The sequence below is a fragment of the Nostoc sp. UHCC 0251 genome, assembly GCF_034932245.1.
Taxonomy (GTDB): Bacteria; Cyanobacteriota; Cyanobacteriia; order Cyanobacteriales; family Nostocaceae; genus Nostoc.
In genome coordinates this window covers 1-20,244 of the sequence record NZ_JAYGHD010000044.1, presented here as the reverse complement: position 1 = coordinate 20,244, position 20,244 = coordinate 1, and the positions used below count along the sequence as shown (strand labels likewise).

The 20,244-nt window shown below is 42.1% G+C and carries 25 protein-coding genes; 14 read left to right on the top strand and 11 right to left on the bottom strand.

From position 1 onward, the window contains the following. The first annotated feature begins 86 nt into the window (after positions 1-86). Positions 87-701, top strand: coding sequence for an anti-sigma factor family protein (locus VB740_RS08265; protein WP_323199561.1), 615 nt, complete (start codon positions 87-89; stop codon positions 699-701). A gap of 21 nt (positions 702-722) precedes the next feature. Here the strand turns inward: VB740_RS08265 and VB740_RS08260 are convergent, their stop codons facing one another. Further along, a complete protein-coding gene (locus VB740_RS08260) occupies positions 723-1,169 on the bottom strand; it encodes a gamma-glutamylcyclotransferase family protein (RefSeq protein ID WP_323199560.1) in 447 nt (148 codons plus the stop codon). Positions 1,170-1,358: 189 nt separating this feature from the next. Between VB740_RS08260 and leuS the strand changes: the two genes are divergently transcribed. The 4 genes from leuS to VB740_RS08240 all read left to right on the top strand — a co-directional run bounded on the left by leuS (position 1,359) and on the right by VB740_RS08240 (position 7,322). Beyond that, the gene (leuS, locus tag VB740_RS08255; protein WP_323199559.1) at positions 1,359-3,980 is read left to right on the top strand and encodes a leucine--tRNA ligase; all 2,622 of its coding nucleotides are present in this window, start codon (positions 1,359-1,361) and stop codon (positions 3,978-3,980) included. A 188-nt stretch (positions 3,981-4,168) separates the two neighbouring features. Continuing rightward, on the top strand, positions 4,169-4,495 hold the full coding sequence (locus tag VB740_RS08250) for a DUF433 domain-containing protein (RefSeq protein ID WP_323199558.1): 327 nt from the start codon (positions 4,169-4,171) through the stop codon (positions 4,493-4,495). 3 nt (positions 4,496-4,498) lie between these two features. Next, on the top strand, positions 4,499-4,840 hold the full coding sequence (locus tag VB740_RS08245) for a DUF5615 family PIN-like protein (protein WP_323199557.1): 342 nt from the start codon (positions 4,499-4,501) through the stop codon (positions 4,838-4,840). A 1,327-nt stretch (positions 4,841-6,167) separates the two neighbouring features. Next, entirely contained in the window at positions 6,168-7,322 is a 1,155-nt protein-coding gene (locus VB740_RS08240) for an alanine--glyoxylate aminotransferase family protein (protein WP_323199556.1), read from the top strand. A gap of 383 nt (positions 7,323-7,705) precedes the next feature. Here the strand turns inward: VB740_RS08240 and VB740_RS08235 are convergent, their stop codons facing one another. The 5 genes from VB740_RS08235 to VB740_RS08215 form a co-directional block, all read right to left on the bottom strand. Then, entirely contained in the window at positions 7,706-7,933 is a 228-nt protein-coding gene (locus tag VB740_RS08235) for a DUF2949 domain-containing protein (RefSeq protein ID WP_323199555.1), read from the bottom strand. A gap of 507 nt (positions 7,934-8,440) precedes the next feature. Then, a complete protein-coding gene (locus VB740_RS08230) occupies positions 8,441-8,947 on the bottom strand; it encodes a DUF192 domain-containing protein (protein ID WP_323199554.1) in 507 nt (168 codons plus the stop codon). A 281-nt stretch (positions 8,948-9,228) separates the two neighbouring features. Beyond that, positions 9,229-9,915: a response regulator transcription factor NblR gene (nblR, locus tag VB740_RS08225; RefSeq protein WP_323199553.1), complete on the bottom strand. Its 687-nt coding sequence runs from the start codon at positions 9,913-9,915 to the stop codon at positions 9,229-9,231. Between the two features lie 370 nt (positions 9,916-10,285). After that, entirely contained in the window at positions 10,286-11,203 is a 918-nt protein-coding gene (locus VB740_RS08220; RefSeq protein ID WP_323199552.1) for an NAD(+) kinase, read from the bottom strand. A gap of 129 nt (positions 11,204-11,332) precedes the next feature. Continuing rightward, positions 11,333-12,331 carry an SDR family oxidoreductase gene (locus VB740_RS08215; RefSeq protein WP_323199551.1) on the bottom strand — a complete coding sequence of 333 codons (999 nt, stop codon included), beginning with the start codon at positions 12,329-12,331 and terminating at the stop codon, positions 11,333-11,335. A gap of 20 nt (positions 12,332-12,351) precedes the next feature. Here VB740_RS08215 and VB740_RS08210 point away from each other — a divergent pair, with 20 nt between their 5' ends. Next, positions 12,352-12,561: a hypothetical protein gene (locus VB740_RS08210; protein WP_323199550.1), complete on the top strand. Its 210-nt coding sequence runs from the start codon at positions 12,352-12,354 to the stop codon at positions 12,559-12,561. A gap of 36 nt (positions 12,562-12,597) precedes the next feature. Here VB740_RS08210 and VB740_RS08205 read toward each other — a convergent pair whose 3' ends face one another. Beyond that, positions 12,598-12,702: a PetM family cytochrome b6-f complex subunit 7 gene (locus tag VB740_RS08205; protein ID WP_109009093.1), complete on the bottom strand. Its 105-nt coding sequence runs from the start codon at positions 12,700-12,702 to the stop codon at positions 12,598-12,600. A 208-nt stretch (positions 12,703-12,910) separates the two neighbouring features. Between VB740_RS08205 and pdxA the strand changes: the two genes are divergently transcribed. The 3 genes from pdxA to VB740_RS08190 are packed head-to-tail and all read left to right on the top strand — an operon-like array spanning position 12,911 to position 14,511. Next, on the top strand, positions 12,911-14,002 hold the full coding sequence (pdxA, locus tag VB740_RS08200; RefSeq protein WP_323199549.1) for a 4-hydroxythreonine-4-phosphate dehydrogenase PdxA: 1,092 nt from the start codon (positions 12,911-12,913) through the stop codon (positions 14,000-14,002). A 36-nt stretch (positions 14,003-14,038) separates the two neighbouring features. Then, the gene (locus tag VB740_RS08195) at positions 14,039-14,269 is read left to right on the top strand and encodes a hypothetical protein (protein ID WP_094352567.1); all 231 of its coding nucleotides are present in this window, start codon (positions 14,039-14,041) and stop codon (positions 14,267-14,269) included. 8 nt (positions 14,270-14,277) lie between these two features. After that, entirely contained in the window at positions 14,278-14,511 is a 234-nt protein-coding gene (locus tag VB740_RS08190; RefSeq protein WP_323199548.1) for a hypothetical protein, read from the top strand. Positions 14,512-14,589: 78 nt separating this feature from the next. On the opposite strand, the gene VB740_RS08185 is transcribed toward VB740_RS08190, so the two are convergent. After that, positions 14,590-14,907, bottom strand: a complete 318-nt coding sequence (locus VB740_RS08185) for a hypothetical protein (protein ID WP_323199547.1) — start codon at positions 14,905-14,907, stop codon at positions 14,590-14,592. A gap of 265 nt (positions 14,908-15,172) precedes the next feature. On the opposite strand from VB740_RS08185, the gene VB740_RS08180 reads away from it, so the two are divergent. Continuing rightward, positions 15,173-15,532, top strand: a complete 360-nt coding sequence (locus VB740_RS08180) for a hypothetical protein (RefSeq protein WP_323199546.1) — start codon at positions 15,173-15,175, stop codon at positions 15,530-15,532. Here the strand turns inward: VB740_RS08180 and VB740_RS08175 are convergent. Further along, complete coding sequence (locus tag VB740_RS08175; RefSeq protein ID WP_323199545.1) at positions 15,520-16,164, bottom strand: protein rep; 645 nt, start codon at positions 16,162-16,164, stop codon at positions 15,520-15,522. The genes VB740_RS08180 and VB740_RS08175 overlap by 13 nt on opposite strands. Positions 16,165-16,381: 217 nt before the next feature. On the opposite strand from VB740_RS08175, the gene VB740_RS08170 reads away from it, so the two are divergent. The 3 genes from VB740_RS08170 to VB740_RS08160 all read left to right on the top strand — a co-directional run bounded on the left by VB740_RS08170 (position 16,382) and on the right by VB740_RS08160 (position 17,760). Continuing rightward, positions 16,382-16,918 (top strand): hypothetical protein, encoded by a 537-nt coding sequence (locus VB740_RS08170; protein WP_323199544.1) that lies wholly within the window; start codon positions 16,382-16,384, stop codon positions 16,916-16,918. 169 nt (positions 16,919-17,087) lie between these two features. Next, complete coding sequence (locus tag VB740_RS08165; protein WP_323199543.1) at positions 17,088-17,402, top strand: hypothetical protein; 315 nt, start codon at positions 17,088-17,090, stop codon at positions 17,400-17,402. After that, positions 17,392-17,760, top strand: coding sequence for a pentapeptide repeat-containing protein (locus VB740_RS08160; protein WP_323199542.1), 369 nt, complete (start codon positions 17,392-17,394; stop codon positions 17,758-17,760). Before VB740_RS08165 ends, VB740_RS08160 begins: the two co-directional genes overlap by 11 nt. A 96-nt stretch (positions 17,761-17,856) precedes the next feature. Here the strand turns inward: VB740_RS08160 and VB740_RS08155 are convergent, their stop codons facing one another. Continuing rightward, complete coding sequence (locus tag VB740_RS08155; RefSeq protein WP_323199541.1) at positions 17,857-18,849, bottom strand: LysR substrate-binding domain-containing protein; 993 nt, start codon at positions 18,847-18,849, stop codon at positions 17,857-17,859. A gap of 158 nt (positions 18,850-19,007) precedes the next feature. After that, positions 19,008-19,256 (bottom strand): hypothetical protein, encoded by a 249-nt coding sequence (locus VB740_RS08150; protein WP_323199540.1) that lies wholly within the window; start codon positions 19,254-19,256, stop codon positions 19,008-19,010. Between the two features lie 342 nt (positions 19,257-19,598). Here VB740_RS08150 and VB740_RS08145 point away from each other — a divergent pair, with 342 nt between their 5' ends. Beyond that, the gene (locus VB740_RS08145) at positions 19,599-20,165 is read left to right on the top strand and encodes a CAP domain-containing protein (RefSeq protein ID WP_323199539.1); all 567 of its coding nucleotides are present in this window, start codon (positions 19,599-19,601) and stop codon (positions 20,163-20,165) included. Positions 20,166-20,244 lie beyond the last annotated feature (79 nt).

The following is a 20,244-nucleotide window of genomic DNA, read 5'->3' as shown; positions in this document are numbered from 1 at the left end:
CGCTTCTGCCTTGAGGAGGAAAATTGGCTAATTTCTCCGAATTTCCCACCCAGTTTACCCGTATATGAATTGGTAATAATGTTAAGATGACTACTGATTCTCAGTTTTACGACCGTTCTTCTTTACAACTTCCTCAAGATTTGTCAGATGGAATGGCCAAGCATACCAATGAATCAACGGGTCTTATTGATATGGTGAAGCGCGATCGCTTCGAGTTATTGAGTGCTTATCTCGATGGTGAAGTCACAGCCACTGAACGCAGGCAAGTAGAAGAATGGCTGGCAAATGATGCCTCAGTTCAATGCTTGTATGCTCGACTTTTAAGGCTGCGCCAAGGCTTGCGGACTCTCCCAGTACCAACAGCCCAAGAGTCACCAGAAGCAACAGTTCAGCAAGTTTTGACACGTTTGCACCGCCGTTCCCGTTTAAACTGGATGGCGGGAGGTGCAGCCGTTGCTGCTTGTATAATCGGTGCAGTATCTAGCTTAATACCTGGTGGTTCAAGTCTAACGCAACTGGCGCAACGATCACAAAAAGAACCGATTCAAACATCCTCGGCGTCTATAATTCCGCCTTCCCCGCTGATGGTGGGATTAAATAACCCGGTAATTGAAATTCCTAAAGCAGCAGTAGCTTCTCCAGAAAATTCAATCTATCCGGTACAGCCGCAACGCCACGACTCCAAACAGGACATAAATTAATTGCATTAACAGTTCACAGATCTAACTGTACTTTGCGGTTAAATTACAGCCACTCCACCAGCCGTCAGGTTGGAGGAAACCTCCGAATTGGTCAACTTGCTCTAAAGTCATTAAATAAACCCAAGCCCAACTATAAGAGAGCGACTTTGGCTCATAAACCTCGATAATTTGTCGATTATAGAGGTTTTCTGATGGTTGTCTATTGCGCTGGTAATTTTCCAGTACATCTAATTGATTCAAAATCCTTGGGTTAGAAAAAGAGAGTAAATATCCGTAAACTTGGCTATCCCCTAGAGTCATCGCTGGATAGCCCATTGGCAGAGCAAACAATTTGCCTTGTACAAAGGCTCTTTTGACATCAACTACTTTACAACTACAGTATTTTTTATAGTTAGCTTCACCTGGTTTAAGCGTGCCGTAGACAAAAACCCGCACTAAATCAGGAAATTTTATATTTGATTCAACCATTTAAACTTTCATTAAATAACTCTCGGTTTATCTAAAAGGGTCGCAGTTTGGGCATAATTCCGGCTCCTCCTCAATCGCACTTATATATAAATCTGTGAGTAGTTGACCTACAATATAGGTTGACATATTGGGTTAACCCAATATGTATAGAGGCAAATAGAATTACAGACCCAGTAGGAGAATTTTTTGGTGGATTCCCGATATAACCCAGCAGCGATTGAGGAAAAATGGCAAAAAACATGGGTAGAACTTGGCTTAGATAAGACACCTACAGTTAGCAACAAGCCAAAATTCTACGCTCTTTCCATGTTCCCTTATCCATCGGGCAGCCTACACATGGGTCACGTCCGTAATTATACTATTACGGACGTAATTGCCCGCCTCAAGCGAATGCAAGGGTATCGGGTAATACACCCAATGGGTTGGGATGCCTTTGGCTTGCCAGCAGAAAACGCCGCCATTGACCGTGGTGTACCGCCAGCAAAGTGGACTTATCAGAATATGGCCCAGATGCGGCAGCAATTGCAGCGTCTTGGTTTATCCATTGATTGGGAATGTGAACTTGCTACCTGTTCACCAGACTATTACAAGTGGACACAATGGATTTTCTTGCAGTTTTTACAAGCGGGTTTAGCTTACCAAAAAGAAGCAGCAGTGAACTGGGACCCTATTGACCAAACTGTACTGGCAAACGAGCAAGTTGATAACGAAGGACGTTCTTGGCGCAGTGGGGCAATAGTTGAGCGCAAATTATTGCGGCAGTGGTTTTTTAAGATTACCGACTACGCCGAAGAATTGCTCAATGACTTGGATAAGTTGACAGGTTGGCCAGAACGCGTCAAGTTGATGCAGGCAAACTGGATTGGCAAATCCACAGGCGCTTACTTGGAATTTCCTGTTATTGGGATAGATGAAAAAATCGCTGTGTACACTACACGTCCAGATACCGTTTATGGTGTCAGCTATCTGGTGTTAGCGCCAGAACATCCCTTAACAAAGCGTGTCACCACAAAAGAACAACAAGCAGCCGTAGAAGTTTTTATTAAAGAGGTTTCCAATCAAAGTGAGTTGGAACGTACCTCTGAAGACAAACCTAAGCGGGGTATCCCCACAGGCGGGGTGGCAATTAACCCATTTACAGGGGAAGAAGTGCCGATTTGGATTGCTGACTATGTACTGTATGAGTATGGTACTGGGGCAGTGATGGGTGTACCAGCTCACGATGTCCGGGATTTTAAGTTTGCCAAAAATTACGATTTGCCAATTGATTTTGTCATCGCTTCTCCAAATGATGTTGCAGGTTTTGACTTAACTCCAACATCAGAGATTGATGAAGTTACGCAACTCATCCAAATTGAATACAACCAAGCATACACGGAACCAGGAGTTTTAATTAATTCTGGCGCTTTTACTGGCATGGCTTCCATAGATGCTAAACAAGCAATAATTGAATACGCCGAACAACAAGGTTTTGGTAAAGTGCGAGTGCAATATCGCTTGCGGGATTGGTTAATTTCGCGGCAACGTTACTGGGGCGCACCAATACCTGTAATTCACTGTCCCAACTGTGGGATAGTGCCAGTACCTGACAAAGATTTGCCAGTACAGTTGCCAGAAGAGGTGGAATTTACTGGGCGTGGCGGTTCACCTTTAACTCAGTTGGAAAGCTGGGTAAATGTGCCTTGTCCAACTTGCGGCACTCCAGCGAAGCGGGAAACCGACACGATGGACACTTTTATTGATTCCTCGTGGTATTTCTTGCGCTTCCCTGACGCTAGGAATGAACAACAGGTTTTTGATTCCAGTAAAATTAACGACTGGATGCCAGTAGACCAGTATGTAGGTGGAATTGAACACGCGATTTTACATTTATTGTATTCGCGCTTCTTTACTAAGGTACTACGCGATCGCGGTTTGTTAAACTTTGATGAACCCTTCCAACGCTTGTTAACTCAAGGTATGGTACAGGGTTTAACTTATTTAAATCCCAACAAGGGCGGCAAAGATAAATGGATTCCCTCTAATCTGGTAAATTCTGCTGACCCTCGTGACCCTCAGACAGGCGAACCACTGCAACGTCTTTACGCCACCATGTCTAAATCAAAGGGCAACGGTGTAGCACCAGAAGATGTAATTGCCAAATACGGTGTAGACACAGCGCGGATGTTCATCTTATTCAAAGCGCCGCCAGAAAAAGATTTGGAATGGGATGAAGCCGATGTGGAAGGACAATTCCGCTTTTTAAATCGGGTTTGGCGTTTGGTGACAGATTATGTTGCTGCTGGGGTATCCCGTAAGCAAGCCCAACTCGCTGATTTAACTAAGGCAGAAAAAGAATTGCGACGGGCAATTCATAGGGCTATTCAAGCAGTGACAGAAGACGTTGAAGACGAATATCAATTCAACACAGCTATTTCAGAATTGATGAAGTTGAGCAACGCTCTAACTGATGCCGATGGAAAAAATTCACCAATTTACGCAGAAGGGATTCGGACTTTGGTGGTATTACTAGCACCCTTTGCACCACACATTGCTGATGAATTGTGGCATTTATTGGGTGAAAAGAATTCAGTTCACACTCAAACTTGGCCGTCATTTGACCCGGCTGCTTTGGTAGCTGATGAAATTACTTTAGTAATTCAAATTATGGGTAAAACTCGCGGCTCGATTCAAGTACCAGCACAAGCAGATAAAGCAGCGTTGGAGAAATATGCCCGTGAATCAGAAATTGCCCAACGTTACATCGAAGGTAAGGAGATTAAAAAGGTAATTGTGGTGCCTGGAAAGTTGGTAAATTTTGTAGTTAGCTAAGTACAGCTTTAGGTAAGTCGTGGCGAATTGAGGGTTTAAATTTAAACGCAAAGTAGCGCAGTAGAAGCTTTTGCGGCTTGCCGCAGGCTGGGAAGCGCAGAGGTACGCAGAGAAATAATTAAATGTTGTACTTAGCAATCGATAAAACTGTAAATATAGCCTGACCAAACATCAGAGGATTTACATCCGTGACACTCAAAGAGTTAGAACAACAACTTCTTGCCCTCAGTCCTGGTGAAAAATTGCAGGCTATACATTTACTTGCTCAAAGTCTAGGCAACCATTGGCAAGGAATTGAAAAAACTCCTAGAGTCTGTGGTGGAGAGGCTTGCATCGCTAAAACTCGTATTCCTGTTTGGGTACTTGTGGAAGCTCGCCGTCTTGGATATAGTGATGCTGACCTTTTGATGAGCTATCCAACCATTACAGCTACAGATTTAGCTAATGCTTGGGTATATGCAGAAGCTCATCCCGATGAAATCGAATTAGCAATTGAGCGTAATGAGGTTGCCTAATCGATGGCACGGTTTTACGCAGATGAGCAGTTTCCGTTTCCAGTTGTGCAATTATTACGCGCTTTGGGGCATGATGTTTTGACAGTTCAAGAAGCAGAAAATGCAGACCAAAGTATACCTGATGAGCAAGTACTAGCATTTGCTATAAGTCAAGAACGCTCAATATTAACTATCAACAGAGTCGATTTTATCCGTTTGCATCGTTGTGATTCTAACCACTTTGGTATTATTGTTTGCACGAACAATCGTAATTGGGAACAGTTTGCAGGACGGATAGATGAAGCTGTGACAGCAGAACAGCTATTGCAAGGAAAACTAATTCGTGTGGTACGTCCAGTCATTTAAAATAATTTGTGATTGTTTTGAAACGGAGACTTAAACCCTGCCTAACATACTTACGGCTTGTTAGAAGCGGGGGATTTAAACCCACAGAATTGCTTAAAAAGTTTTGATGGAATGCACAAATGCTAAAGTCATCAAGTATGTGTTGCAACAATTTTTATAACAGTAGTTTACTTCTCTGGTACATGTGTATTTAAAAACATCTGTATGATCTTCCAGAGAGTTAAACTGTTTTATTTATACACGAAAAAACGCTTGAGAGTTTTGCTCACTCAAGCGTTTCCCCGTAAAAGCTTATACCAACTCACTTGTTTGATGCAACATTTGAAATCTGCAACGCCCCCTTATCAGGGAGCATTGCGGGGATAACTTGTGACAAACATGTGGTGAAATGGTATCACTCCTTGCACTAACTAAGAATATCTCTTTTGCAAGAATACCGGGGATCTGGTGAGTGACAGTTTATGAACTGAACACTAGTTAAAAACGACTCATCATGAATGGTGACTAACAAGACTAAGCACGATTGTAGCAATTTTCTAAGTATAGTATAAAAACTTATAGTTTATTAGCTATCGCCTACCACTGAGTACAGTTTCAAAATGTGCAGCAATTAGCAGCATAACTATTTCAAAATTGGCAGCAAATAAACCAGAAAGCATCAGTAGAAAATCGCCATCTAGTAAGCCAGATAAGCTTTTGATATTGACATTGAAGCGATTTGGAGGGAAATAAATTATCAGATACTCAATCGATAAAAGTATTCTTTAGAAGATGGCAAACCAAGAACAAATGCTCGACCCAAGCAGATTGAAAAATTTGGGTTAAGTATCTTCTATCTCTTAGCAAACGGCGACATCCAACCCTTCCGCATAGTGTAGGCGGTTACCTCCTTCGTTGAAGCAAAACACAACTTTTTCGCTGACAATTTCCGCGATATTCAAAACGATTTCGCGTGTTTCCATAAAAACAACTGAGGCGGATTATGGGTAAGATTTAAAAATTTATTATACCTGTGCCTCATCTAGATAGACGTTTCACCTTTGGTTAAAATAGCCGCTCTCCTACGAGCAAACGCCTTAACCTGGCGTCTAGGTGTGTGGTAAGATTGCCTGGAACAGAGGTTTTATCTGAGTTGGAATCTCGTATAAATTGCAAAGGTCAAGCTGACCGATTGTTAACCACGATACTTTTCCTATAGATTTGGAAAATATACAACAAGGCTGGTGACGAACTGAGTGGAATTTGTAGATGAATATCTAAGATTTGCTACCAGAACTTAACCAACTTCCCACAATTTTGACTTTTATTTGATTTTTAGGATACACACATGAACGACAAGCTGATGCTAATGATTCCAGGCCCAACCCCGGTGCCAGAAGCTGCCTTACTGGCATTAGCCAAGCACCCAATTGGACACCGCACCAGTGAATTTAGCAATATATTGGCAGAGGTGACGGAAAACCTCAAGTGGCTACACCAAACTCAAAGTGATGTGCTGACACTGAATGTCAGTGGTACGGGTGCTGTCGAAGCTGGAATAATTAATTTTCTCTCTCCAGGCGATCGCATTTTAGTTGGTTCTAATGGTAAATTTGGCGAACGCTGGGTAGAAGTTGGCCAAGCCTACGGTTTGAATGTAGAAGAAGTTAAGGTGGAATGGGGAAAACCCTTAGACCCCGCAGTATTTGCCGAAAAACTTCAAGCAGATACTCAAAAGCAAATTAAAGCCGTAATCATCACCCACAGCGAAACCTCGACGGGTGTGTTGAATGACCTAGAAACTATCAACCGCCACGTTAAAGAACACGGTGAAGCTTTAATTATCGTTGATGCCGTCACTAGCTTGGGTGCGTTCAATCTACCTGTGGATGCTTGGGGTTTGGATATAGTCGCTTCCGGTTCCCAAAAAGGTTATATGATTCCGCCGGGATTGGGTTTTGTCTCTGTCAGTGCCAAAGCTTGGGAAGCTTACAAAACTGCGAAGCTACCGAAATATTATTTGGATTTAGGCAAATATCGCAAAGCCACAGCCAAAAATACAACTCCATTTACTCCTCCTGTGAACTTGATCGTAGCGTTACACACGACGTTACGAATCATGAAGGAAGAAGGCTTAGAATCAATATTTGCTCGACATGAACGGCTAAAGAATGCTACCCGCGCCGCCATTAAAGGGTTAAATTTACCCCTGCTTGCAGCAGATAATTCCGCTAGTCCAGCGATTACAGCTGTAGCACCACAAGGAATTGAACCCGATAAAATTCGGTCATTGATGAAAAAACGTTTTGATATTGCCCTAGCTGGTGGTCAAGACCATTTGAGCAATAAGATTTTCCGTATTGGTCACTTGGGTTTTGTGAGCGATCGCGATATCCTTAGCTGTATAGCATCCTTGGAAGTTACCTTAAGAGAACTTGCTTACGAAGACTTTACTCCTGGATCTGGTATTGCGGCAGCAGTTAGAGTGTTTAGTCAATCCTAAGTACTAAGCATTAAATCAAAAGAGCGAGTTAAATTATCAACTCGCTCTTTTAATTTGTATATAAATGAATAGAAACCGCCAAAGTCAATAGACCTATATATCAACCTTTGCACAAGGTAGAGTGGATGTGACATCCTTCAATTCCCCTAAATTATACCAAGTTGCCCTAGATAGTATTATTTGCTCTGTAGACAGCCCCCACAGTATTTTTGACCCCAAACAGGACTAACTTTGGCAACTTAGTATGATCCCAAATTGGCATCAATAGTATTGTTTCAGATTTCGGTAACAACCTTTTGGTAGAGACTTTTAATCGAAAATCCAAAATCCAAAATCCAAAATTATTATGACTTTTGACTTTTGACTTCCCCAAAGGGGCTGACCTATGCGGTCTCCAGCCAATCATAAATTTGGTCTAACTGCTCTAGAGTAATTAACCCATACTGCCAAAGAATCATGGCCAAAGGACCTGGGTCTTGCTCTCGATGCCGAAGCGCCACCGCCAGGGATGCTGTGGAAATTGCCAAATCCTCTTGCAAAAAATGAATCAGTCGAGAATATTTCGATGGTGACATTTGTATCTCACCTCCTTGTGCAGAATGTATTGTCATATATTAGTTCACCATTGCTCGGTAGCCAGTAGCCAGTATTTTATCTGTCACTGTGCCGTTCTCGGCTATACACCCCAGCACAGTTTTTTGAATTTGCCTTCAAGAGAGACTTCTCATAAAAGGACTGAAAAATAGAAATTTTCGTACAAATCATCTGCTCAATTCTGAAGCAGTGTTTTTATCTAGTTAAATCGGCTCCATCTTATTTACTGTTGTGCGTTATTTAATTACACATGTAGTAACAGAGATTCCATAGCCTATACTCTCTTATTCGCAGCTATTTACACTTACGCCCAAGGGAATATTTTTGTCAAACCTTAAGACTGCGATTTCAGGTTGGAGACAGTAGAATTTTACATTATTACCACAGTTTTTAAATAGTAGCGTTACAGATGAGTTTTTTGCCACAACACGTGACATTTTTTACAAAAAAAACATAGATTTAGCTAGTATAGGCTCTGAACAGAGCAACCATCCAAATTTTTATCCCCGTAAAGCAGCTAAGTCTCAAAACTCAATTTTGACAACATCGCCGACTTTCAAATTCAATTCGGCAGCTCTTCCAGAGCGAAGTTCAATCACTTTATCGATTGGTGTATTGGGACCATAGGTAGGACAAGGCTCGCTTGCACAAGGAGGTGCAGCAGCCTGAATATATTTAACTACACCGTTCTGTAAAAATACCATATCCAAGGGTACAGGTACATTCTTCATCCAAAAACTGACTGGTTGTGCTGAAGGGAACCCAAATAACATTCCTCGGTCATCTGGCAAAGCTGGCCGATACATCAAGCCCATCGCTTGCTGTTGTGGCGTCTTAGCCACTTCTAGCTGAATCGTTGTGCCATTAGGAAGAATGGCTTTTGCAGAAATTGGTAGTTTTTGACCTAAACTCTCTGGTGCTGGAGTTTGGGAACCAGATGTAGGAATGGGAGGTTTAGCTGTTGTTGGCATAGAACAGCCCATCAGGAAAAGACTCAGCAACATTGAGAGCAAACTTAGCCGACGAGTCATAATTATTTTTGATTTTGGTAATTTAGATTTCAATTTTACAGAATTTAAGCTAGAAAACCCACGACTTTTATTCGCCTCGTAATACACCTGATTTTTCAGGGGTTCTAGAAAACCTTGCTCCCATTCCTTACAAGGGTTGGGGGCTGGAGAGTTGGGTTTTTCGTTAACTTTTGCACATCACCTGAGTTGTCAGCCGTAATACACAGCCGTTTCAGTCTCAATTAACAAGACTTGGGGCAAAATTTCCTTGTTAAAGGCAGGCAAACTTCCGCTACAGTCTACTAGGATTCTCTTAAAACGTACCCTACGCCCCGTACCGTTTGAATGAGGCGCTTTTGACCTTCATCTTCAATTTTTAGGCGCAAGTAGCGGATGTACACTTCAATTACATTCGACTCACCCAGAAAGTCATAACCCCAAACATTTTCTAAAATTTGTTCGCGGGTTAACACCTCACGGGGATGTTCCATTAAGAATTTTAATAGTTCAAATTCCTTCATTGTCAAGTCAATTGCTCGTCCGCTATGTATAGCACGGCGAGTTGCGATGTCTAAAATCAGATCCCCAAAGCGTAATTGCTCAGTAGTATCTATATCAGGTTTTAAGTAAAGGCGAATTAACTTCAAAAAGTCTTCTGAACGGTAAGGCTTGAGGATATAATCATCCGCTCCTGCTTCTAGACAAGCTACCCGATCATCGACTGTATCCCTTGCCATTAAAATCAACACAGGCGATCGCATACCAGTGCTTCTCAGATTTTTGCACAATGAGAGTCCTGATTCTCCTGCTAGCATCCGATCTAAAACAATTAAAGCAGGCTGGCGATCGCGACAGTGTTGTAAGCCACTGGTCGCGTCATGAGCCAAAATTGATTCATAGCCGGCTTCTTGCAAATCGCAAGAAAGCTGATTTGCTAGGCTCTCATCGGTTTCAATCACCAAAACACAGGGACTTGGAGCAACTGTCATAACAATTTGGGATATTGGATTTAGGATTGTAAAGATATTCCAGAGAAAATCTTTACATCAGTTAAAAGTGCAATTACGAGTTTTTAGTGATGGAGCAATCCTGATTTGACATGCTGCTAAGGATCTTTTAGCACGTTCAGGTGTCTGCCATCTAATTCTCCGATGCAATCTTAATAACTAAATCCAAATACCATGCCTATGTCAGTAATTCTGGAAGGAAATCAGTAAGTTGGGGAGTAGGGAGTGGGGAGTAGGGAGTGGGGGATGAGGGAGAAATCAATTCAAAATTCAAAAACTTTGCCTTCTGCCTCCTGCCTTCTCCCAAGGGGAGACGCTAAAAGCGATCTGCCTCCTGCCTCCTCCCCAATCCCTACGGCAATTCTACCGAAGTTGGTTTAGCGATATGTGGTAAACCCCAACCTAATTTTTCTCGCAAGATTCGGAAAAACTCAGGCGGTTGCAGGCGAATAAATCGGACACTGTATTGCGATCGCTCCATATATACTCTATCTTCTGGTAGTACATAGCACCCTCCATTACCATCCACTACCATCACCAACCGAGGAATGTTTACTGGGTAAATGTTGACCGATTCAGTATCTGGAAATACTAATGCTCTAGAAGCTAGGGAATGGGGACAAATGGGTACTAGCTGTAAAGCAGGCACACCAGGGGTAACAACTGGCCCACCAGCACTCAATGAGTAAGCTGTAGAACCAGTAGGCGTAGAAACAATCACACCATCGGCTGCAATATCTACTGGTGCATGACGCCCTATGGCAATTTCAAAATGGCACATACAGGTCAAAGGTTCTCGATGCAGCACCATTTCATTCAAGCAGAGGGCTTCCCACAGCACTGCTTCTCCCCGAAACACTTTGACGGTGAGCATGGCTCGTTCTTCAATTTCATACTCACCCGCCATCAGCTGTTCTAGTGCTTGGGGCAATTGATTCAGGAAGGTTTCCGTCAAAAATCCCATGTGGCCGGTATTCACTGTTAGCAGTGGAATACCACAGGGGGCTACCTGACGAGACGCTGCTAAAACAGTGCCGTCTCCCCCCAACACCACTGCAAACTCCATATCTGAGTCAAAACCAGGGGGCGTTAGACCGTCAATGGGAGTGTGGCATACAGGACTCTCTGGAGTAGAGTAGCCCAGTATTCCACCGATACTTGATGTGATACACACATCCCAACCGGCAGCGGTTAGCTTGTCTTTCAACTCGATAGCGACACGACCCGCTATCGGTTTAACGTCATTGTAGATAATGCCTGCTTTCGGCACACTTAAATATCCAAGTTTAGGCGGTGCTTTGTATTATGTAATCCTTACACATTTTGGTCATGTAGTCATTAATCTAGAGTCAAATATCCAGAGTCTAGAGTCAAACGACTAATGTCTGTTTTGTAATGACTATTGACTATTGGCTTTTGAAGACTGTTTAAAAGGAGTTTTTTTAGGTTTCTGCTTTTTATTTTTATTTTTCTGGTAGTCTACCTCTTTGAGCTTCTTCATAATTCGGCTGAAATACTCTTGTAGATAGCTTTCTAGGGTTGTGGTTTGTTGCGGATCTAAACCAAAGACTGTATATACTTCATCCATTGAAGCATTTAACTGTTTACCACTAGCCAATACTTCTGTAAACGCTAGCCTGTCTGCTACATTCCATCCCCACTGAAAGAACCGCATTAAGCCCCGTACAGCACGCAGTAAGCTTATTGGCATCCGCGTTATCCTGGCATCTTTTCCAGATAAGCGTTCGCACAGGTTGATGATTTCTTCTGCACTCCATGCACGAGTACCGACTACAGGAAAAGCTTGGTTTTCTGTTTCTGGTACACTCAATGCACGGATTGCAAACTTAGCAATGTCCTGAGTGTCCATATAGGCGATGGGAGAAGAATTACCTGTTACCCAAACTGGCTGTCCTTCCAAAATGGGAATCCCGTACTGGCCAATTAACCCTTGCATAAACCCAGCTAGGCGCAAGATGGTATAGTTCAAGCCAGACTCAGCCAGGAAAAGTTCTGTACACCGCTTAATTTCCATGAGCGGTACTTCTGGGTATTTATCAGCATCTAAAATTGAAAAGAAAATAAAACGCTCTACACCCGCTGCTTTTGCAGCTTGAATCAATGCTACTTTGCCTTCCCAGTCCACTTGTTTGATACTCAGTGAATCTGTAGGGCGAGATGTTGACGCATCAATAACTTGAGTTACACCAACTAAAGCTTCGGTTAGGGTATCGGGGTAACGTAAATTTCCCGGTACGAGTTCCGCACCCCATTCTTTGAGAAAAGCTGCTTTTTTACTGCTGCGAACAAGACAACGTACTTTATATCCCTCATCGATTGCCCGACGAGCCACTTGTCTTCCTAAGGTGCCAGTGGCACCGACGATTAATAATGTCATGAGGGTTGTAATAAATTTTAATGTTTTATGAAAAGAATGTTATCAGAATAACCTATGCAAACAAAAGTTTACATCTTTTCTCAGAAAATCGTTTTTATGGAAAAATTAATGGGAAAACTGCTGTCCGTTTAACGGACAAGCTTTTTTCCCAGTTAGCGAAAAATATGAACGCCGGCTTGAGGCAAACAGAACTTTTCGATGAAAAAGGGAGTGGGAAATGGGGAGAATAATAACTCCTAACTCCTAACTCCTAACTCAGGACTCAATTATTCTTCTCCACCCTGAATTTTCAGTAACAAAGCACCTAAGCCCCAGCCTACGAAGATTAAACCGAAGGACAATAGAGCTGCATTCAAAATTTCGCCGCCCATTGGTGTGATTCTCCTTATCCAAATTAGTGTGTGTAAACTAGGTCTAGCAGAAGCTTTTCAATTGTTGCTGTAGGATTAGACCTGTGTAAATAATTTTAAACTAGTTTAGCAAGTAATCCCTACTGAATTGGGGGGCAATCCCTACTGTGGAGCGGTGGAGATGGGGAAATATGAGAAAAATTGATGATAATTATTATGAATAAATTTTATGTATCAAAATAATCAAGGGAATTTAGCGAATTTTCGCCAAGATGACCGCCCACGTTTGGCGTTGACGCTGGGAGATCCGGCGGGAATTGGGCCGGAGGTGATTTTAAAAGCTTTAGCAGAGCCGGAACTTAGTAAAAAATATGACGTTACAGTGGTGGGTAGCTGGGATTTGCTTGCACAAACTTATCACAAACTGAATTTAATAGAGAATTTAGCACCTTTGGCAAATCCAGACGAGTTGTCAGTCAGCGATGTGCAGTTAGATAGGGAAATTAAAGATGAAATTATCCCAGGAATAGGTAATGCGGCGAGTGGTGCGGCTAGTTTTGCCTATATGGAATATGCGATCGCTCAAACACTTGCTGGTAAATTTGATGCTATTGTCACAGGGCCGATCGCTAAATCTGCTTGGAAAGCCGCCGGGTATAATTATCCAGGGCAAACGGAACTTTTGGCAGAAAAGTCAGGTGTTGACCGTTTTGGGATGTTATTTGTAGCGCGATCGCCCCATACTAACTGGACACTCCGCGCTTTACTTGCTACCACACATATTCCCCTACGTCAAGTAGCCGATACATTGACACCGCAGTTGCTGACACAGAAATTGGATTTGCTGGTGGAGTGTTTGGAGAAAGATTTTGGGATAGAAAATGGGAGAATTGCGATCGCAGGTTTGAATCCCCACAGTGGCGAACAGGGACAACTTGGACATGAAGAACAAGATTGGTTAATTCCCTGGTTGGAGCAAGAACGGAAAAAAAGACCACAATTACAGCTAGATGGGCCAATACCGCCAGATACGATGTGGGTTAAACCTGGTCAAGCTTGGTATGGAAATTCTTTAGTACAAAATCCTGCTGATGGCTACTTGGCACTTTACCACGACCAAGGCTTAATACCTGTGAAGCTGATGGCGTTTGATCGGGCAGTTAATACTACTATTGGCCTTCCTTTCGTTCGGACTTCACCAGATCATGGAACAGCGTTTGATATTGCGGGTAAGGGAATTGCTGATGCTACGAGTATGAAGGCTGCGATACATTTAGCGGCTGAGTTGGTGAGTCAAAGGTTGGCGGTGGGTTGTGGTTAAAAGTTCTTTGCAATATTTACTAGGAGTAATGCTTACTTGAATTTTGAAATTATCGGAGACATCACCAATATTGAAATAATTGCTGTTGGTAACTCTATTCGTGAACTAGAACGCTTGCGTAAAACTTATGGTTCAGGACGGTGGCGCAAACTTAAAGGCTTTGCAACCATTAGCTTAGACGACGGAAGTATTTATGAAGCTGAGTTACACTGGTATGAAGCCCACGGAATTGGTAAGAAAGAAATCAAAATAAAACGCTTTCTATAGGAGTCGTTATGCAGTCAGCTAGCACAGAAACTCAATATGTTGTTTGCATTAATAACAAAGATTATCCTGCTTCTTTAGAAATTCGGAAAATTTACCAGACCGTTCCTGATTCTGATGCTGTTAAGCACCAAATGATTAGAGTTATTGATGAATCAGGCGAAGACTATTTATATCCTAGCAATTATTTCGTATTGATTGAATTACCAAAAGCGGTTGCAGAAGCTTTTTATCTGGCTAGTTAAAATTTAATTATTTGTTTCAATAACTCTAAAATCTATTTTCAAAAAATAGCTGTTTTTCATCACCAAAGCTGCTTTGAATCATATTGTGCCAGCTATTCCTGTTTCATTAATCCGAAATATAAACACCGGAGTATTCGGGTAATGCTGGCGAGACTTATTTATAGCAGCTAATTCGTCTTTATCAGTGAAATAGTCTACACTCTCAGGTTCAACAGCTACATACCAGTTGTATTGAGTTTTGATTAACTCTGGTTTAACTCGGTCAAAAATAACTTTAGAGCGTTGGTAAAATGCCTCTTGTTGAGCTTTCCATTGAGATTTTTTTTCTTCTGACCACTGAATATCAGGGAATATTCTTCCCCGATGAACTGTGCGAATAGGCTTTGGATCAGTCATTGTTATTTTTACCAATCTATTTTGAGATTTTATAGCTTTATCATCGAAGCTATTTACTAGCTTCAAGTAAAGGCAATTTAACCAGTCATCCACTCGTTGGGTGGCTGGTATTTCTTTTTTTGTGCCCTTCGTGTTGTAGCGAAAATTGTACCGGCTAACGCCTGGGATATGTGAGGAAATTTAGTTTTTTACTCGTTGAGTGGATAGGACTTCCTTTTTTTTGTTCATTTTGGGTTGAAGAGTGTTTGATTTTTAGGAGTTGATTATGAATTTTGATAACATTGAAGACTTTGGTTGCGATATTAAAAGTCTTCATGACTTGTGCAATCATCAATTTGGCATGAAGTCAATGCCTTCTAGTGAGATTGCTTCTGGTCGAACTCACAAATGGTTTAGATCCGAGGTAATACTAGTACACCCTGCGGTAATTAACAAAGGACATTGGGATGAGACGGTTAATCGACTTGGCGATCGCATTCTTCCAGGATGGGATTGTGCCTTACTCTGCCATTATCGTCCAGGTGTTGGCATGAAACGACACCGTGACCACCCCGTTTTTGAACCTCTGGTAGCATTAGTCAATATTGGACGTGCTACTTTCTGCATTGATACTCAAGGGTTATGAGAAAGATACCCATGACTGAAATACGAAGGCGGTACCATTGCCAAAATATGTAAATGCGGGTGTGCTGAGACTCCATCTCTACCTTTAGTTACTTCGATAGACTTCACCCAACCTTTTGCAGGCCATGCTTTCAATTCAGTGAATCGCTTAAAAGCTTGATTTATCAAATCCAAGTTTTCCCTGAGTTCCTCAATCTGGCAATTTTTTACAGTCAAGGTGACAAATAGCCAACGGTGCTTGGGGTAATCATTTACAACCTGTGGGAGAATTTTGTAAGCCCTTGCTTTCCACATTAGCGATCGCCTCCACTGACAAACCGGACAGTGGCGAACTCTACAGAATCGAGCATCTGATAGCTTTAACTTGAGAATACCTTCCGATTCCTCTGGCACTAATTGAAACTTCAGCAACTCGGAACATATTCTCATCCGCCAAGCATACTGCTGAAAATAATCTTCGTCTGCTTTGGCATAATAATGCAGGACTTTATCAGTATTACTTCTGTGCTTGTCCCAGATTTTACCTATAGGCGAAACTTCGGTTAAGCTCTGTATATTTTGATTTTGTTGGAACTTATTTTGAGACGATATATTAAAAGCAATAAAGTCACTGTCTGAGGCTTGAGCAAACACGAAATCACCAAATCAGTTTGTATCAACGCCTCAAATTAACGCAAGTTATACGGTCAAGCCTCAGTAAAAATATTTAGGGAATTTGAGTTTTCCCTGAGTTCCTGAATCTGTCAATTATTAAAAGCAATTTCGTTTTTGTCCGACCATAGATAGCCTTGGCCCGGAAAACATGTCAGATTACTTGAATAAGTACCAATCTGACAGGAAAACTATTCTAATGAGAATTTGGGCTACTACTGCTGTGCTAGTTTCTTCTTGGCTAATATTTGGCGTCATAGGTTCTAAGCCAATCAACGCTACTTCTGTTTTGGTACAAAATGCCATATCATCTCCTGCGCCAACGAATACAAAACAGATTACTGTTAGTAACACCGAGTTCGGGCTAAAGAGAGTTGACTCCAAAGGGAACATTACCATTTTACGGACAACAAGAGTGCCACTTCAGGAAGGAAACGCCTACGGGTGGCGGATTAAACTAAAAGACTATCAAGGTGAAGTGAAATGGCGCGAAGTTTTGCGTTTACCAAAACCTCCAGTAACTTGGGGTACAGATAAGGGTGAAGACTTCTCAATGTCACCAGACGGCATGACATCTGTGACACGGCGCACACAGTCGGCTCCAGAGGGTGTGATTGAGAATTTTTGGACAATTACTCCTGGCGATCCACTTGGTAAGCATAGAATAGAGGTTTATATTGATGACCGTTTGATTAGAACTTTCGAGTTTGAAATTATTCCAGTTAAGCAGATATGAAAGGCATTGGGCATTAGTCATTAGTCATTAGTCATTTGTCCTTTGTCATTCTCCCCCTGCCTCCCCTGCTCCCTCTGCCTCCCCTGCTCCCTCGCTTCTTCTTTTCCCCTTAGCCTTAAGCTGAAGAGTATCTTAGAGATAGAAGTTTGATTGTTGTTGGGTGGTGATCATGAATACAGAAGAATTCCTGCGATTGATCGACAAGCAGCGCCCATGTCCTCAGACACTGCCAAAAGGGCTGCAAGCAATGTGGTATGACAAGAAAGGTGATTGGAGCAAAGCTCATGAAATAGTTCAAAATGCCAGCGATGTCGATAGTGCCTGGGTTCATGCTTATTTGCACCGCAAAGAAGGCGATTTGAACAATGCCCATTTTTGGTATCAACGTAGTGGTCAGCCAAATTTTTCAGGAGAACTAAGCCAGGAATGGGAACAAATAACGTCTGTATTGCTAAAGAAGGTGAACGCTACACATGAATGCTGAAGAATTAAAACGGCGTTTTGCCGCAGGAGAAAGATATTTTCCAGGCGTCAACTTGAATAGGGACAAGCTGATAGGAGCTTATTTGCCTGGAATCAATTTATGGGGTTCTGACTTGAGTGGAGTTAACCTAGCTAAAGCTAAACTCTGGGGAGCAGATTTGAGTAGAGCTAACTTAGCCCAAGCGAACTTGACCAGAGCTAATTTGAGCGGTGTAAAACTGAATGAAGCAAATCTCCGGGGAGCAAAACTCAACTATGCCAAGTTGTATGGAGCGAATTTGACTGGCGCTTACTACGATGAAAGCACGCGGTTTTCTAGAGGTTTTGATCCCATTAGTAGAAATATGCGAAAGGTGTGAAAGGGATTGGGGACTGGGAAAAAGTTTTTTAAAATTGGTGTTGGGTAAGAGCAACCAGCATAATTTTTTGATTTGGCATCCAATCCCCAGTTCCCTTTAAATAACTGATGTTGATTTATGTTGATGTGAGTCATCTAACATAGACGATATCAACATTTGTTCAAAGACTTTGGAAAGAGCAGTTTGAAAACGTTGACGATGCTTGAGTTTGAAAAAGGGTCGAACTATTTCTGCGTAGGCGTAGCCTGCCTTTGGCATCGCACCGTTACTCTCTCTATTATCAATCACTCGAATTGCCCGCAGAGTTCCCAACTGTATTTCTTTTTTTACCATCAACTCAGAAATTCCAATAGCACCGACACCATCTTCGATCGCTGCTTTTGTCATCTCTCCACTATTGAACACTAAAATTACATCCAGTTCACTCAGATTAATTCCCCAATTTTGTAGGGCTTTCTCAAACCTTTGCTGAGTTCCAGAACCTGATTCTCGCATCACCCAAACGGTTTGGGTCAATTGGCTTAAGTCAACTTCTCCCCACTCAAACCAAGGGTGTTTTTGACCTACGACAATTTGCAAGCGATCGCTCCCCACTATTTCATACTCTAGAGTACTCTGAAGCGCTGGCTTCACATCTCCTTCCACCAAACCCAAATCAAACTGTCCTGTTGCTGTTCCGACACAAATCTCTTCTGTATTGGCAAGGCCACAGTCAATCTGGATACCAGGATATCGGCTTTTAAACTCACTAATTTTACTGGGTAGCCAGTAGTTAGCAATTGTCAAACTTGACCCTAATTTCAACTCACCCCGTTGCAGATTGTTCAATTCTCGCAATCCTCTTTCAGTCAAAGAGACTTGATCAAGAATTTTTTGTGCTTCCACTTGCAATAATTTACCAGCCTCAGCAATCTCGATATGGCGACCAATCCGATGGAATAGTTTCACTCCGTATTCTTGCTCTAAGTTGTGGATTGCTGCACTGACGGCAGGTTGTGTAATATAAAGATCTTCTGCTGCGCGAGTAAAGTGTAAGTGCTGCGCCACAGCCAGAAAGATTTTTAGCTGTTCAAGCGTCATTCCTGCCATTTATAGTGTCCCTACAACTTGGTGTCAAAATTTTAATCACTTTCATTTATCATTTTGACAAACAAAAGCACTTGATTCTATCGATTACTTTGACTAAAGTATAAACCAAGGCTTCGGGACTAACTTAAACGGTTCAATAGAGAGCAGAGAATAAATAACTACTGCCCTATGCCCAATGCCAAAGCATGAAAATAAAGACTAATCATACCGCAGGACTGGATTAGACTACTTGGTTTAATGCCAATAATCATTGGTGTGAGTAGCTTACTAAAACGCGAAGAGGATTCACCAGAGGAAGCCGAAGAAGAAACCGAGCCGTCTTGTCCCACTATAATTACCAGTTTTTTCTCTCCCCAAACATGCAATTTAGCTGCGATCGCCTTTGCAAATCGCAAATCGTCATTCATTTTTACAGAATGATTCGCTTGTAGTAAGCGGCTCCAGCCCTGCTTTTATGCAACTTAAATGCCGATTAACTTAGTTGCAATTTTTTCTCCCCCTGCCTTCCAAAACGATTGATTATTTTTTAGTTGAAAGTCCCTTGCTGCATAAATTCCTATATCTGAACGTAAAAATCAAAAGTGGTTCACAAGTTTCCTCTTCGTCAAGAGAATCCCAACTTTAAATTCTTATTCAAGGAGAATACTTATGAACCCTAAAGGAAGACCCAGAAAAGCTTTCAAAGAAGTTTGAGAATTATTCCCAAACTTCTTTGAAACATCACCAAGTCCATTTTAGGGGAGATAGAAATGAAGCTCGTTAAAGGCACTTTTCTAACCGGGATATTTTTAAGCACACTTGTCTTAGCAGTTAGTAGACTCTCAGATAAACCAGCACAGGCCCAATTGACAATTGATCCGGCACAGATCCAATTAATAAATCCAATTAAAATTAACCGATTATTATACCGTGTTGACGAACTAGCAGTACTAAAACAAGATGTTTATGACCAGGTGAATCAGTACCGGGCTACTCAAGGTCTACCACCCCTTGAATTAGATTCTCGCATAAGTGACCAGGAGCAAACCTATGCACAAACTATGGCTGAAGCTGGATACCCGCTTAATCATCAGGGGCTTGATCAGAGAGCCGAGGTAGTGCGCCAAGCGATTCCCCACAGTACCTACAGCTATAGGGAAAATGAGTACTTCTGTTACGGTGATGGTTGTTCTGCCACGGCCGCAGTGCAGTGGTGGCTGAGTAGCCCTGCTCATCGCGCAAATATTCTAGGCCAGTATGAACTAACTGGTATAGGCGTCGCCAAGGATGCCAAGGGTCAGTATTTCTTCGCGCAAATGTTCCTTCACATCCAGTGATATCGTGTCTGGTTCAAGACCTATGGCAATACTTTTCGGTTAAGCATTTTTAACTCGGAATCGGGTTTGGGGTAAAGGG

Bases quoted from the DNA above. Each gene is read 5' to 3' on its own strand.
- VB740_RS08265 (WP_323199561.1), top strand. From the start codon at position 87: ATGACTACTGATTCTCAGTTTTACGACCGTTCTTCTTTACAACTTCCT.
- VB740_RS08260 (WP_323199560.1), bottom strand. From the start codon at position 1,169: ATGGTTGAATCAAATATAAAATTTCCTGATTTAGTGCGGGTTTTTGTC.
- VB740_RS08245 (WP_323199557.1), top strand. From the start codon at position 4,499: ATGGCACGGTTTTACGCAGATGAGCAGTTTCCGTTTCCAGTTGTGCAA.
- VB740_RS08240 (WP_323199556.1), top strand. From the start codon at position 6,168: ATGAACGACAAGCTGATGCTAATGATTCCAGGCCCAACCCCGGTGCCA.
- VB740_RS08235 (WP_323199555.1), bottom strand. From the start codon at position 7,933: ATGACAATACATTCTGCACAAGGAGGTGAGATACAAATGTCACCATCG.
- VB740_RS08230 (WP_323199554.1), bottom strand. From the start codon at position 8,947: ATGACTCGTCGGCTAAGTTTGCTCTCAATGTTGCTGAGTCTTTTCCTG.
- nblR (WP_323199553.1), bottom strand. From the start codon at position 9,915: ATGACAGTTGCTCCAAGTCCCTGTGTTTTGGTGATTGAAACCGATGAG.
- VB740_RS08215 (WP_323199551.1), bottom strand. From the start codon at position 12,331: ATGACATTATTAATCGTCGGTGCCACTGGCACCTTAGGAAGACAAGTG.
- VB740_RS08210 (WP_323199550.1), top strand. From the start codon at position 12,352: ATGTTTTATGAAAAGAATGTTATCAGAATAACCTATGCAAACAAAAGT.
- VB740_RS08205 (WP_109009093.1), bottom strand. From the start codon at position 12,702: ATGGGCGGCGAAATTTTGAATGCAGCTCTATTGTCCTTCGGTTTAATC.
- pdxA (WP_323199549.1), top strand. From the start codon at position 12,911: ATGTATCAAAATAATCAAGGGAATTTAGCGAATTTTCGCCAAGATGAC.
- VB740_RS08190 (WP_323199548.1), top strand. From the start codon at position 14,278: ATGCAGTCAGCTAGCACAGAAACTCAATATGTTGTTTGCATTAATAAC.
- VB740_RS08185 (WP_323199547.1), bottom strand. From the start codon at position 14,907: ATGACTGATCCAAAGCCTATTCGCACAGTTCATCGGGGAAGAATATTC.
- VB740_RS08180 (WP_323199546.1), top strand. From the start codon at position 15,173: ATGAATTTTGATAACATTGAAGACTTTGGTTGCGATATTAAAAGTCTT.
- VB740_RS08170 (WP_323199544.1), top strand. From the start codon at position 16,382: ATGAGAATTTGGGCTACTACTGCTGTGCTAGTTTCTTCTTGGCTAATA.
- VB740_RS08165 (WP_323199543.1), top strand. From the start codon at position 17,088: ATGAATACAGAAGAATTCCTGCGATTGATCGACAAGCAGCGCCCATGT.
- VB740_RS08160 (WP_323199542.1), top strand. From the start codon at position 17,392: ATGAATGCTGAAGAATTAAAACGGCGTTTTGCCGCAGGAGAAAGATAT.
- VB740_RS08155 (WP_323199541.1), bottom strand. From the start codon at position 18,849: ATGGCAGGAATGACGCTTGAACAGCTAAAAATCTTTCTGGCTGTGGCG.
- VB740_RS08150 (WP_323199540.1), bottom strand. From the start codon at position 19,256: ATGAATGACGATTTGCGATTTGCAAAGGCGATCGCAGCTAAATTGCAT.
- VB740_RS08145 (WP_323199539.1), top strand. From the start codon at position 19,599: ATGAAGCTCGTTAAAGGCACTTTTCTAACCGGGATATTTTTAAGCACA.